Annotated in this window: 14 protein-coding genes; 3 read left to right on the top strand and 11 right to left on the bottom strand. The window is 73.4% G+C overall.

The genetic code is table 11. The features are described from left to right. Positions 1-22 precede the first annotated feature (22 nt). Positions 23-721, bottom strand: a complete 699-nt coding sequence (locus DZA62_RS09625; protein WP_116948676.1) for a histidine phosphatase family protein — start codon at positions 719-721, stop codon at positions 23-25. A gap of 186 nt (positions 722-907) precedes the next feature. On the opposite strand from DZA62_RS09625, the gene DZA62_RS09620 reads away from it, so the two are divergent. Continuing rightward, entirely contained in the window at positions 908-2248 is a 1341-nt protein-coding gene (locus tag DZA62_RS09620; RefSeq protein WP_116948675.1) for a peptidoglycan DD-metalloendopeptidase family protein, read from the top strand. A 276-nt stretch (positions 2249-2524) separates the two neighbouring features. Here the strand turns inward: DZA62_RS09620 and DZA62_RS09615 are convergent, their stop codons facing one another. From DZA62_RS09615 to DZA62_RS09605, 3 genes are read right to left on the bottom strand one after another with little or no spacing between them, the layout of a single operon-like run. Beyond that, positions 2525-3403: an aminoglycoside phosphotransferase family protein gene (locus DZA62_RS09615; protein ID WP_116949065.1), complete on the bottom strand. Its 879-nt coding sequence runs from the start codon at positions 3401-3403 to the stop codon at positions 2525-2527. Between the two features lie 20 nt (positions 3404-3423). Next, complete coding sequence (locus DZA62_RS09610) at positions 3424-4281, bottom strand: undecaprenyl-diphosphate phosphatase (RefSeq protein ID WP_116948674.1); 858 nt, start codon at positions 4279-4281, stop codon at positions 3424-3426. A 27-nt stretch (positions 4282-4308) separates the two neighbouring features. After that, on the bottom strand, positions 4309-5358 hold the full coding sequence (locus DZA62_RS09605; protein ID WP_116948673.1) for an LLM class F420-dependent oxidoreductase: 1050 nt from the start codon (positions 5356-5358) through the stop codon (positions 4309-4311). An 87-nt stretch (positions 5359-5445) separates the two neighbouring features. On the opposite strand from DZA62_RS09605, the gene DZA62_RS09600 reads away from it, so the two are divergent. Then, on the top strand, positions 5446-6420 hold the full coding sequence (locus DZA62_RS09600) for an aldo/keto reductase (protein ID WP_116948672.1): 975 nt from the start codon (positions 5446-5448) through the stop codon (positions 6418-6420). A gap of 104 nt (positions 6421-6524) precedes the next feature. On the opposite strand, the gene DZA62_RS09595 is transcribed toward DZA62_RS09600, so the two are convergent. Both DZA62_RS09595 and DZA62_RS09590 read right to left on the bottom strand, forming a co-directional pair. Continuing rightward, positions 6525-6704 (bottom strand): hypothetical protein, encoded by a 180-nt coding sequence (locus tag DZA62_RS09595; protein ID WP_116948671.1) that lies wholly within the window; start codon positions 6702-6704, stop codon positions 6525-6527. A gap of 106 nt (positions 6705-6810) precedes the next feature. Beyond that, positions 6811-7419, bottom strand: coding sequence for a hypothetical protein (locus DZA62_RS09590; RefSeq protein ID WP_157987574.1), 609 nt, complete (start codon positions 7417-7419; stop codon positions 6811-6813). Positions 7420-7473: 54 nt separating this feature from the next. Between DZA62_RS09590 and DZA62_RS09585 the strand changes: the two genes are divergently transcribed. Further along, positions 7474-7689 (top strand): DUF5703 family protein, encoded by a 216-nt coding sequence (locus DZA62_RS09585; RefSeq protein WP_232827331.1) that lies wholly within the window; start codon positions 7474-7476, stop codon positions 7687-7689. A 33-nt stretch (positions 7690-7722) separates the two neighbouring features. Here the strand turns inward: DZA62_RS09585 and DZA62_RS09580 are convergent, their stop codons facing one another. From DZA62_RS09580 to DZA62_RS09560, 5 genes are all read right to left on the bottom strand, one after another. Continuing rightward, a complete protein-coding gene (locus DZA62_RS09580) occupies positions 7723-9120 on the bottom strand; it encodes an LPXTG cell wall anchor domain-containing protein (protein WP_116948668.1) in 1398 nt (465 codons plus the stop codon). 128 nt (positions 9121-9248) lie between these two features. Continuing rightward, positions 9249-10577 carry a M20/M25/M40 family metallo-hydrolase gene (locus DZA62_RS09575; RefSeq protein WP_116948667.1) on the bottom strand — a complete coding sequence of 443 codons (1329 nt, stop codon included), beginning with the start codon at positions 10575-10577 and terminating at the stop codon, positions 9249-9251. Next, positions 10574-11281: a YqeB family protein gene (locus tag DZA62_RS09570; protein WP_116948666.1), complete on the bottom strand. Its 708-nt coding sequence runs from the start codon at positions 11279-11281 to the stop codon at positions 10574-10576. Before DZA62_RS09570 ends, DZA62_RS09575 begins: the two co-directional genes overlap by 4 nt. Positions 11282-11310: 29 nt before the next feature. After that, positions 11311-12102 carry an ABC transporter permease subunit gene (locus tag DZA62_RS09565; RefSeq protein ID WP_116948665.1) on the bottom strand — a complete coding sequence of 264 codons (792 nt, stop codon included), beginning with the start codon at positions 12100-12102 and terminating at the stop codon, positions 11311-11313. Next, a complete protein-coding gene (locus DZA62_RS09560; RefSeq protein WP_116948664.1) occupies positions 12102-13001 on the bottom strand; it encodes an ABC transporter ATP-binding protein in 900 nt (299 codons plus the stop codon). Before DZA62_RS09560 ends, DZA62_RS09565 begins: the two co-directional genes overlap by 1 nt. Positions 13002-13027: the final 26 nt, after the last annotated feature.

The following is a 13027-nucleotide window of genomic DNA, read 5'->3' as shown; positions in this document are numbered from 1 at the left end:
GCGACCCGCCGCGAACCATGATCTACTCCGACGCGTCGCCCGCTCCCCCGCCGACGACCGCGTCGACGCGGGTGGCGCGGCGGCGCCGCCGGGCCGGCGAGCGGAGGAAGCCGAGGTCGCCGCCGGCGTCGTTGACGCGCAGCACGAACGGCCGCCGCTCGGTGAACGAGACGACGGAGACCGAGCACGGGTCGACGACCAGCCGCTGGAAGTGGTCGAGGTGCATTCCCAGCGCGTCGGCGAGGACCGCCTTGATGACGTCGGCGTGCGACACGGCGAACCACACCGCGCCCGGCCCGTGCTCGGCCGCCAACTGCGCGTCACGCGTGCGGACGGCGTCGACGGCGCGCTGCTGGACGGAGCGCAGCGACTCCCCGCCGGGGAACACGACGCCGGACGGGTGCTCCTGAACGACCTTCCAGAGCTTCTCGCGGCGCAGTTCGGCCAGCGACCGGCCGGTCCAGTCGCCGTAGTCGCACTCGCTCAGGCCGTCGTCGGTGACGACGTCGCGGCCGCCCGCGACGGCCGTGGCCGTCTGCACGCACCGCTGCAGCGGGCTGCTGACGACGGCCGCCGGGCGCACCGGTTCCAGCCGCCGCGCGAGCGCCGCCGCGCCGTCGCGGCCGATGTCGTCCAGGCCCACGCCGGGCGTCCGCCCGGCCAGGACGCCGGCGACGTTGGCGGTGGTACGGCCGTGGCGTATCAGGACGACTGTGGGCATGTGGGAAGCCTACGAGGAGTACCGATCGCATGAACATCTGCCCAGAGGGTCGCGCTGATCACCGAAATGGGTTATCAAGTCTTCAGACAAACGTCTTCGTCGCCAGGACCGTTCGGCCCATCCGGGCTTCGCGCGCCAGGCACGGGAGGGGTCACGACGCGCATGCGGTTCCTCAGACGTCGCCACGTGGCGGCCATCGCCGCCACGGCGGGCCTCGCGCTGGCCGCCGCCGCGGGACCTGCCGCCGCGGAGCCCGTCAGCACCCCGCCCGCGACTCCCCCGGCCACCCAGCCGCCGGTGCACCCGCCCACGGACGACGCGCCCACCGACGTCTCGCCCGACGACGTCCCGCCGGGCACCGTCGCGCCCCCGCCGGTCGAGGCGCCGCCGGCCCCCGGCGACCCCGAGACCGCGTACGCGCAGGGTCTCGAGGGCGCCCAGACGGTCGCCGTGGCCGAGGCACAGCGGTTGCTCGCGCAGGTGATGTCGGACCTCAGCTCGGCCCAGGAGGTGTTCACCACCGCCTCCGCGGCCGCCGACGACGCCCGCGCCAGCGACGTCCACGCCCGGCAGCAGCTGAAGATCGCCACCGAGTCGGTCGCCCGCACGCAGCGCGAGATCGACGACCTCGACGCCCGCTCCGAGGCCACCCGCAACACCATCGGCACCATCGCCCGCGAGGCCTACCAGGGCAACAACCTCGCCGCCATGGGCGTCGTCCTCGGCGCCGAGACGCCCGACGACCTCGCGTCGCGCTACATGGGCATGCGCACGCTGCTGCGCACCGCCGACGGCGCGCTCGGCGAGATGGCGAACACCCAGGCCGAGCTGGCCAACGCGCACGCGCGGCTGGAGGGGCAGCGGCTGCAGCTCGAGACGCTGGCCGACCAGGCCGGCAAGTCGCTGGCCGCCCTGGAGACGGCCGAGGCGGCGGCCCTGGCGGCCCGCCAGGTCGTCGACAACACGCAGACGCTGGTCGAGGCCGCCCTGCAGTCCGCGGCCAGCGCCCGGCTGCAGGACTACCAGCGCTACATGGAACTGCTGCAGCAGTCCACCGAGGTCGGCGAGTTGCTCGCCGCGGTGAACTACGGGCCCGGCTACGGCACCGGCGCCTTCATCCGGCCGGCCACCGGCCCGACGACGTCGGAGTACGGCCAGCGGCTGCACCCGATCCTCGGCTACGTGAAGATGCACACCGGCCTCGACTTCGGCCGCGGCGACGGCCGCATCTACGCCGCCGACGCCGGCACCGTCGTCGAGGCGCGCTGGAACAACGCCTACGGCAACATGGTCATCGTCGACCACGGCATGGTGAACGGCCAGCGGCTGACCACGATGTACGCCCACCAGTCCGACCTGATGGTCGCTCCGGGCCAGCGGGTCGAGAAGGGCCAGTACATCGGCAACATCGGCTCGACGGGCTACTCGACCGGACCGCACCTGCACTTCGAGGTCCGCCTCGACGGCCAGCACACCGACCCGTGGCCGTGGGTGGCCAGCGCGCCGCTTCCCGGCGGTACGTCCTGACCGACCCGATGCCCCGGCACGGCGCCGGCCGGCGGTGGTCCGGCGGCATCGAGTCCGCGCAGCAGTGGCCGGCTCGCGAGGCGTTCTCCGGGGCGAACGTGGCGGCGAACGCACACCCCCGGAGACAACCACCGACACCAGGGATGCCAGGACGCGTTCCAGACGCACCAGCCCACCTCGAACGCACCACGGCGCTCGACCCTGGCCGGGTACACCTCGGGTGTGCCTCCCCGGCCTCGGCGTCGCGCAGGACGCCATGGACTCGGGAGACGCACCCTAGCCGGCGTCGGCCAGCACCCGGTCCAGCGCACTCCGCCCGGCCGGCCCCCAGGTGGGCTTCCCGCCGGGCAGGCCCTGGTCGCCGGCCCGGCCGATGCCGATCAGCCCGAGGGCGGTGCGCACAGCCCACCCGCGCGCCCGCCTGATGGTGGCGTCGTCGGCGCAGCCGTAGGCCTGGAAGAACCGCCCGGACGCGCCGGCGGGCAGCAGCGTCCAGGCCGCCGCCAGGTCCGTCGCGGGGTCGCCGGCGCACAGCTCGCCGAAGTCGAGCACCCCGGCGAGGGTCCCGCCGGCGACGGTCACGTTGGCGGGGTGCAGGTCGCCGTGCAGCCAGGTCCGCGGGCCCGCCCAGGCGGGCGCCGACACGGCGTCGTCCCACACCGCGCGGGCCGCCGAGGCCACCGCGGGCGGCAACAGCACCGGCAGGCCCTGCTCCACCCCGTCGGCCACCACCGTGAGACCGACCCCGCGCTCCGGGTTGTCCGGCGCCTCCTCGGGCGCGGGCCGGTGCAGCGCGCGCAGGAAGCCGGCCAGCGCCTCGGCCGCGTGGTCGCCGCGAGTGACCGCCGCGCGATCGGCGGGCTCGCCGCCGACCCACGCCGTGACGGCCCACGGGTGGGGGAAGCTCGCGGACGGCTCGCTCAGGCGCAGCGGCACCGGGACCGGCAACGGCAGCCTCGGGGCGAGCTCGGGCACCCACCGGTACTCCTTGCGCAGCAGGTCCGGGGCGCGCTCCGTGCACGGGACGCGCACGGCGAGGGTGTCGCCCAGCCGCCACAACTGGTTGTCCCACCCCCTGGCCGCGGCGCGCACGGGCAGGTCCGCGAGGTCGGGATGCTGCTCACCCAGGAGCGTCCGCAGCAGCCGTTCGTCCATGTCCTCGCCGGCCACTGCGCTCACGCACTCCACGTCCCCGTCGCCAGCATCGCGAACGTGAACAGGCCCAGCGCGATGCGGTAGACGATGAACGGCGCGAACGAGCGCTTCTCCAGCCACGACATCAGCCAGGCGATGACGCCGAGACCGACGAGGAACGCGATCACCGTCGCGAGGATCGTCGGGCCGACACCGATGACCGACCCCTCCTCCATGGCGCCCGGCCACTCGAAGATGCCCGAACCGAGCACCGCGGGGATCGCCAGCAGGAACGCGAACCGGGCCGCCGCCGCACGGTCGAGGCCGAGGAAGAGGCCCATGCTGATCGACGCCCCGGACCGCGAGACGCCCGGGATCAGCGCCATCGCCTGGGCGAAGCCGATGAGGATCGCGTCCTTGTAGGTGAGGTCGGCGATGGTGCGCTCCTTGCGCCCGACGCGGTCGGCGATGCCGAGGATCACGCCGAGCACCACGAGTGTCGTCGCGACGATCCACAGCGAGCGGAAATCGTCGCGGATGACGTCCTGGAGCACGTAGCCGAGCGCCCCGATCGGGATCGTCCCGATGATGACGAACCAGCCCATGCGGGCGTCCTGCGGGTCGTACGTGTTGCGCCTGCGGCGTCCCCGCGACCGCTCGGCAGCGCGGGAGCCCCTCAACGAGCGGAACCAGGCGCTGACGATACGGCCGATGTCGCGGGCGAAGTAGACGATGACCGCGGCCTCGGTGCCGATCTGCGTCACCGCGGTGAACGCGGCGCCCGGGTCCTCCCAGCCGAACAACTCGGGGTAGATGCGCAGGTGGGCGCTGGACGAGATGGGCAGGAACTCGGTCAGCCCCTGCAGCACGCCCAGGACGGCGGCCTGGAACCACTCCATGTGATGCGTCGACTCCCTCTGACGTGGTCAGGATGCCAGGCCGGAGGCGTCCAGGGCCTCGGCGACGGTGCGCAGCGCCGCCAGGCGGGCCTCCAGCGGGCCCGCGTGCGCCGCGACGGACAGCGTCGTCACGCCGGACTCGGCGTAGGCGTGCAGTCGGTCGCGGATGCGCTCGGGCGGGCCGATCAGCGCCGTGCGCTCGACGAACTCGAGCGGGACGGCGGCCGCGGCCTCGCGGTGCTTGCGGTCCAGGAACAGGTCCTGGACGGTGCGCGCGGCGTCGCCGAAGCCCATGCGGACGGCGAGCGCGTTGTAGAAGTTCTGCTGCCGGCTGCCCATGCCGCCGAGGTACAGCGCGGAGTACGCCCGGACCGGCTCGGCGCAGGCCTCGAGGTCGTCGCCGACCGACACCGGAACGGTCGGCACGACGTCGAAGCCGTCCATCGTCGCGCCGGCCTTCGCGCGGCCGGACCGGATGAGGCCGAGGAGCTCGCTCGCGTGCTCCGGCGCGTAGAAGACGCCCAGCCAGCCGTCGGCGATCTCGCCGGTCAGTTCCAGGTTCCGCGGGCCGATGGAGGCCAGGTAGACCGGGATGGACGGCCGCGCCGGGTGCACCGTCAGCTGCAGCGCCTTGCCCGGGCCGCCCGGCAGCGGGAGCTGCCAGTGCTCGCCGTCGTAGGCCAGCCGCTGCCGCGCCAGCGCGAGCCGGACGATGTCGACGTACTCGCGGGTGCGGGCCAGCGGGTGATCGAAGCGGACGCCGTGCCAGCCCTCGGAGACCTGCGGGCCGGAGACGCCGAGGCCGAGCCGGAACCGGCCGTCGGACAGGCTGTCGAGCGTGGCCGCCGTCATCGCCGTGGCCGCGGGGGTGCGGGCCGGGATCTGCATGATCGCGCTGCCGACGTCGACCCGCTCCGTCTGCGCCGCCACCCAGGAGAGCACCGTGGGCGCGTCGGACCCGTACGCCTCGGCCGCCCAGACCACCGCGTAGCCGAGCCGGTCGGCCTCCCTGGCCAGGGCCAGGTTCAGGTGGTTGTCGCCACCGCCCCAGTAGCCCAGGTTCAGCCCGAGCCGCATCCGTCACCTCCCACGAGACACTCCGGGCGACTCTACCCGTCGGTGCGGCGCGGCCCGAGCCCGCGCCGCACCCGGTAGCCTCGCGGCGTGGAACAGCGACGACTCGGGGGAAGCGGGCTGTACGTCTCGCGGCTGGGGCTCGGCACCATGACGTGGGGACGCGACACCGACCAGCACGACGCACGGGAGCAACTGAAGGCGTTCGCCGACGCCGGCGGCACCCTGCTCGACACCGGGGCGTCGTACGGCAACGGCGAGAGCGAGAAGCTCATCGGCACGCTGCTCGACAGCGCGGTGTCGCGGGCCAACCTGCTCATCGCGACGAAGGCGGGTGCGCCGCGGCCGGGCGGGCCGGGTCGCGTGGACGTGTCGCGCCGGGCGCTGCTGGACCAGCTCGACGACTCGCTCGACCGCCTCGACCTCGACTATGTGGACCTCTGGCAGGTCGGCGCGTGGAGCGACGCCGCGCCGCTGGAGGAGACGATGGGCGCGCTGGAGCACGCCGTCACGTCCGGCCGGGCGCGCTACGCCGGCGTCTCCAACTACGCCGGCTGGCAGACCGCCGCGGCCGCCGTCCACCAGCGTTCGGTCGCCGGAACGCAGGCGCCGCTGGTCTCGACCCAGATCGAGTACTCGTTGCTCGAACGCGGCGTCGAGCGCGAGGTGCTGCCGGCGGCGGCGCGGTTCGGGCTGGGCGTGCTGGCGTGGTCGCCGCTCGGGCGGGGCGTCCTCACCGGCAAGTACCGCAGCGGCACGCCGGCCGACTCCCGGGCCGCCACGACGCACTTCGCGCCGTTCGTCGACAAGTACCTCACCGCCCGCTCGGCCAAGATCGTCGACGCCGTCTGCACCGCCGCCGACGGGCTCGACGCGCTGCCGCTGGAGGTGGCGCTGACGTGGGTGCGCGACCGCCCGGGAGTCGCCGCGGCGATCGTCGGCGCCCGCACGGCCGGCCAGCTCCGCGACGTCCTCGGCTCCGACGACCTCGAGCTGCCGGCGGAGATCCGGGCCGCGCTGGACGAGGTGTCGGGGCTGGAGTTCAGCTACCCGGAGCGCTCCTGACCGTCTCGTCACCGCGTATGACGGGAGCCGGCCGGCTGCCCGGCCGGCTGCCCGGAGAACCGATGAGCGCCCCCACTCGGCGCGGCTCTCCGGGCAGGCCTACCTCAGTACTCCCGGTCCGCGACCGTGTACTCCCGGTCGGCGACGACCGAGAAATCGCGGTCGTCCGGGCCGGGACCGTACTCCCGGTCCGCCACGACGGCCGGCGCCGCCGAGCCGGCGGCCACCAGGCCGGCCAGCATCGTGGTCGCCGCCGCCAGCCGTACTGTTCCACCGAGCCGCATCGCATCCTCCTTCACTCGACAGCGGTGCACTACCCCGCCATTGAGCTCCGGTGCGGCTTCAGATCGGTGTCACGGCCGCGTCATGCCTGCTCAGCGCCTCGCCGCGTCAGTCTTCGGTGTGGATGATCTCGTCGACGCGGTACACCAGCAGGTCCTCGTCGGCGACGCCGAACGGGTCGGTGGTGAGGGTCTGCTCGTCCGCCTCGCCCAGCGCCTGCACCCACACCGTCCCGCCGCGCGGCAGCAGCCCGGCCTCCTCGGCCCGCTCGTCCAGGCCGTCGACGCCGTAGGCGTGCAGCATCTGGTAGAGGGCCCGGCCCGGGTGCGACACGTCGGCGACGGCGGACTCGCGCGGGTCCTGCGGGTACAGCTCGCCGTACGCCTCGCGACCGGCGACGATCAGCCGGTCGGTGTCGTCGATCTCGTAATCGCGGCGGACCAGCACGCCGACCACGCCGGGTTCGGACTCGAGGTCCTCGTACTCCGTGCTCGGCGGCTCTTCCGGGAACTCCCAGGGCGTGACCTCGTCGGTGGCGTCGTACAACAGATCGTCGTAGCGGTCGGCGGCGATCCGCAGCTTGTTGTAGGCGGCCTGGACCAGCGGGTCAGATTCACCGGTGCGGGCGAGGGACGCGTTGAGGTGAGCTTCCAGAGCGTCGGTGAGGTCGTCGAGCGCGGCCTGCAGGCGCTCGGCGTCGTGCGGCGGCATGGTCACAGTCGACGACCGTACCCGGTCCTGCCGTGGCAAGATACGTAAATGGAATGGTCGGTGGCGAGAAGCCTCAATTCCCGAGTCCCGGCCACCGAGTACGAGTTCCGGCACATCTCACTCCCCCGCACCACCTCGCGTGGCGCGGCACGGCGCCTGCTGACCGAGCAGGCGGAGCACGGCCACTGGGAACTCGCTCGGCTGCGCCTCCACCCCGACGGCACGCGCAAGATCGTGCTCCGACGCAAGATCCTGCGGGTCCGCCCGACGCTCTGACCGCCCCGGCCAGAGCGTCGGGCGTGCATATCGTCAGGCCCGACGCGACCGCAGCGTCATCGCCGCGCCGCCGGCCAGCAGCAACGCGACCGCGGCGAGGGCGACGGTGGTGCTGCTCGTGCCGGTGTCCGGCAGTTCCTCACCGTCACCGCCCGACGCCGTGCCGCCGCCCGCCGTGACCGTCACGACGGTCTCGGCCTCGTAGAACTCGTCGCCGCCCCGGTAGGTCAGCTGCGCGGCACCCAGCTCGCCGGTGGCGGCGTCGTCGTCCAGGCGGACCTCGATCGTCCACTGCTCGGCCTCGCCCGTGAGGAGCGGCGGGCTGGTGCGCGCGCACTCGACCTGCCGCGGCGACAGCAGGGCACAGCCCTCGTCCGGCCAGGTGCTCTCGTCCACGAGCTCGAACCCCTCGACGCCGACGATCGTGGCGCCCTCCGGAACGACCAGGTCCACGACCCGGGAGGCCACGCCGATCGGGCCGCCGTTGGCCGCGTCCACCACGATCTCGACGACGTCGCCGGCCGCGCCCGCCACCGACGGCGTCGCGGTCACCTCGAGTACGCGCGGGTCGACGTCGAGGTAGACCGCCTGCGTGTCCGAGGCCGTGCCGCCGTTGTCGCCGGTGACCGTGACCGTGGCGTCGCCCAGCTTCGAGCGCTCCGCGGTCGCCGGCATCAGCAGGTGGAACGTGATCTCGGTGGTGGCTCCCTGGGCGAGCGTCGCGTTCGTGTGGCACTGCACCTGCGCGTCGACGACGACACAACCCTCGTCCGGGCGGGCGCCGCCGTCGACCAGGTCGAGCCCGGTGATGCCCGTCAGGGTGACGCCCCCGACCAGGGTGAGGTCGATCGAGCCACCGGCCATGTCGCCACCGAGACTGGTGACCTCGAGGATCTGGTCGAACCCCGCCCCAGGCGGCGCCGCGATGTCGAAGTCCGGCCCGAGGGTCGCGACGAGGTCGGGCTCGAGCGGCTCCAGGACCGTGACGTCGGCCTCGGCGGTCTTCGCCGCGCCCTCGTCGGGCGTGACGGTATACGTGGCCGCGCCGATGACGCCCGAGGCGCCGGCGGGGAGCGCGACCTCGAAGAGGGTGTCGACGTTGTCGACGTGGCCCAGCGTGGCGCTCGTGTGGCACTCGACCCGCTGCGGTGTCACCAGTGCGCAGCCCTCGTCGGGCCGTTCGGTGCCGTCGGCGAACTCCTCGCCGGCGATGCCGGTGATCGTGGCGCCATCCGGCACGGTGAAGTCGGCGCTCCAGCCGTCGATGTCGAGTCCGCGGTCGTTCGCGACAGAGGTGTAGGCCTGCACCGTGCTGCCCGCGTAGCCGGAGATCTCCTGCACGTCGACGATGAAGTCGAGCGTCAGTTCGTCAGCGGCTGCGGGAGCGGCCAGACCGAGGGCGGTCGCCCCGATCAGGCCGGCTCCGGCCAATGCGCGGACCGTGGTCCGCCCGATGAACCTCAAAGGGTGCCCCCAGAAGAATGCACGAGAGTGTGCGTCCGAAATGTCGGACGCAGGCTACATCACGAGCAGGTATTCCAGGGAGAGGTAACAGATTGTCACGCGAGGTCGAGGAAACGGTCGACGACGCGGGCCCCGAACCGGAGGCCGTCGACGGGGACGCGTTCGTCGACGCCGTGGAACATGCCGGCGAAGTCGAGGTCGGGCGGGAGCCGCAGCGGCGCGAAGCCGAAGTTGCGGATGCCCAGCAGGCTGAACGCCTTGGCGTCGGTGCCGCCGGAGAGGCAGTACGGAACGGCCCGGGCGCCGGGGTCCTCGGCCAGCAGCGCGGCGCTCATGGCGTCGACGAGTGGGCCGTCGAACGTGGTCTCGACGGCGATGTCGTGCACCAGCGCCTCGCGCCGGATGTCCGGCCCGAGGATCTCGTCGAGGGTGGCGGCGTACTCCTCCTCCTGGCCGGGCAGGAAGCGGCCGTCGATGTAGGCCTCGGCGCGGCCGGGGATGACGTTGTGCTTGTAGCCGGCCTTGAGCATGGTGGGGTTGGTGCTGTTGCGCAGGGTGGCGCCCACGATGCGCCCGACGTTGCCGAGCTGCCCGAGCACGGCCTCGGGGTCGTCGGGATCGAACTCGACACCGAACGCCTGGCCGGCCTCCTCGAGGAACGAGCGCACCGTCGGGGTGAGCCGCACCGGCCACTCGTAGCGGCCGACCCGCGCGACCGCCTCGGCGAGCTCGGTCACGGCATTGCCGGCGCTGACCATGGAACCGTGGCCGGCCCGGCCCTCGACCGTGAGCTTCATCCAGTCGATGCCCTTCTGGGCGGTCTCGACCAGGTAGAGCCGGAGGTCGTCGTTGACGGTGAGGCTGAACCCTCCGACCTCGCTGATGGCCTCGGTGACGCCCTCGAACAGCTCCGGGCGGTGGTCGACGGCCCAGTGGGCGCCGAGCACGCCGCCGGCCTCCTCGTCGGCCAGGAACGCCAGGACGAGCGGGCGGGCCGGACGCCGTCCCGTTCGCAGACGGTCGCGCACGACCGACAGGATCATGGCGTCCATGTCCTTCATGTCGACGGCGCCGCGCCCCCACAGGCAGTCGTCGGCGATCTCGCCGGAGAACGGGTGGTGCGTCCAGTCGGCGGCGTCGGCCGGGACGACGTCGAGGTGACCGTGCAGGAGCAGCGCGTCGGAGCGGTCGGGGTCGGCTCCCTCGACCCGGGCGACGACGGTGGTGCGCCCGGGCTCGGACTCGAACACGACCGGGTCGAGCCCGGCCTCGGCGAGCTGCTCGGCCACGTACTCGGCGGCCTTGCGCTCGCCGGGGCCGCTGCTGTCGCCGAAGTTCGAGGTGTCGATGCGCAGCAGGTCGCGGCAGAGGTCGACGACCTCGGCGTCGGCGGTGCTCGGCGGCGCGGCGGGGGTCTGCGTCATCCGCCTATCCTGGCACGCCGCCAGTACTGCCGCTTGTCCTGGTCACGCACCACGACGCCGAGCTTGCCCAGCTCCTCGCGCAGCTCGGCGAGGTCGGTCTGCTCGCCCTTCTCCAGTGCGACGGCCCGCGCCTTGAGCACGGCGTTGGCGCCGGCCGGCAGCTCCGGCTCGTCGGGCACCCAGCGACGGTACTGGTCGCGGTGCGGGTCGCCGTCGGGCCGCCACGGATAGCCCTGCTCGCCGAACGCGGCCGCCAGCCTCGCCGGCGCGAGGTCGGACTTCTCGCGGGCCAGCTCGAGTCCGGCGCGCGAGATCAGCACCAGCTCCTTGCCGTCGGCGAAGACGGCGGTGACGTCGCCGCGGGCGATGGTGCGGGTCTTGCCGTCGCGGGTCAGCGTGACGGCCGACGACCCGACGCCGACGCGCAGCACCTCGCCCTCGGCCGTCAACGCCAGGAGGACGCCGAGCACCAGGCCCGCGGCGACCGTCGCGATGGTCCCGCCCGGCTGCGGCAGCTCGGCGATGAACCTGATGGGGCCGAAGCCGGGGATCCACGAGGTGTCGACCGCCCAGTCGGCCAGCGGGCCGACGCCCAGCCCGACCAGCACGCCCAGCACCGGGAACCCGACCCGGGCCAGTACCGCCTCCCAGCCCGGGCGGCCGACCACCGTCTCGCCGCCCGGGCCGTTCGTCGTTCCACTCATCGAGCGCTCTCCCGATCCGCTCCGGCTGCCTACTTGATCTCCGACCGTATGACCCGCCACAGGCCGAAGACCAGCGGGACCACCAGCCAGAGTGCCAGCGACGTGCCCAGCTGCCCCCACGCCTCGCCGCTGAGGTCGCCGTCGAGCAGCGGCATGGTGGTGCTGGTGTAGTCGAGCCACTCGGCCGGCGTCTTCAGCGCGGAGATGGTGCTGCCGAGGATGGTCCACACGGTGGGCAGCACGAAGAACAGCACGATGGCCAGCGGCGTGCTCAGCAGTGCCAGACCGAACGCGGTGCCGACCAGCACGTTGATGACCTGGAACAGCAGCACCCGGCCGAAGCCCTCGGCGCTGAAGCCCCAACTGCCGTCGGCGTCGGTGATCAGCGGCGCGACGAGGTTGGCCAGCGCGGCCCAGGCGACGCTGGCGACGACGGCGCCGACGGCCATCAGGACCGCCGCGGACACCTTGGCCGCGATGACCCGTTCCCGCCGCGGCTCCAGCGCGAACGTGGTCAGCGTGGTGCGCTGCGACCACTCGCCGGTGACGGCCAGGATGCCGACGACCGGCAGCAGGATGCCGACCGGGAGCTGGGCGCCGCCGAGGAACTCGGAGAACCTGCGGTCCTCGGCGCTGCCGGTGAAGATCTGGATGAGGACCATGCCCAGCGCGACCAGCGCGATGACGGCGAGCAGCCAGAACCCGGCCCGGGTGTCGGTGGCCTTGCGCAGTTCGACGGCGGTCAGCCGGGCCAGCGACGGGCGCGAGACGCGGACCGGCCGGCGCGTGCCGGCGGCGGGAGTGGAGGTGGCGGCGGACATCAGGCGGCACCCTTCGACGAGTCGTGGTTCGAGGTCAGGCGGAGGAACATCTCCTCGAGGCCGCCGGAGTCGGCGGCGCGCAGCTCCAGCAGGACGACGCCCGCGGCGAGCGCCGCGCGTCCGACGGTCTCGGGGTCGGAGGCGACGCTGAAGCCGCCGTCGCGGGTGGGCTGGACGGAGAGCCCGGCCTCGGTGAGCGCCTTCTCCAGCGGGGCGGGCTCGAGCCCGCGGACGTAGAGCCCGCCGGCGTGCAGCAGCTCGTCCTTGGAGCCGTCGGCGACGATCTTGCCCGAGCCGATGACCACCAGGTGGTCGGCGACGGCCTCGACCTCGCGAAGCAGATGCGACGAGAGCATGACGGTGCCGCCGCGGTCGGCGAAATCGCGCAAGACGCCGCGCATCCAGAAGATGCCCTCGGGGTCGAGGCCGTTGGCCGGCTCGTCGAGCATCAGCACGGTCGGGTCGCCGAGCAGCGCGTGCGCCAGGCCGAGCCGCTGGCGCATGCCGAGCGAGTAGTTGCCGACGCGGCGCTTCTCGGCCGTGCCGGCGAGGCCGACCAGCTCGAGCATGGCGTCGACCCGCTTGGAGCCGACGCCGAGCACCTGGGCCGACAGCGACAGGATCTCGCGGCCCGTGCGGCCGGCGTGCTGGGCCGACGCGTCGAGCAGGACGCCGATGTGGCGGCCCGGGTTCGGCAGGTCGCGGAAAGCGACGCCGTTGACGGTGGAGGTGCCCGACGTGGGCGGGGTCAGGCCGGCGATCATCCGCATGGTGGTGGACTTCCCCGCGCCGTTCGGGCCGAGGAAGCCGGTGACGGTGCCGGGGACGCACGTGAACGACACGTCGTTCGCGGCGGTGAAGGCCCCGTACCGCTTCGTCAGGTGCTCGACAGTGATCATGGCATCCACTCTGGCCGCCGGACCCG

Source organism: Jiangella endophytica, assembly GCF_003427025.1.
GTDB classification, from domain to species: domain Bacteria; phylum Actinomycetota; class Actinomycetes; order Jiangellales; family Jiangellaceae; genus Jiangella; species Jiangella endophytica.
The sequence above is the reverse complement of the archived record's forward strand: the minus strand, read 5'-3'. Positions and strand labels throughout refer to the sequence as shown.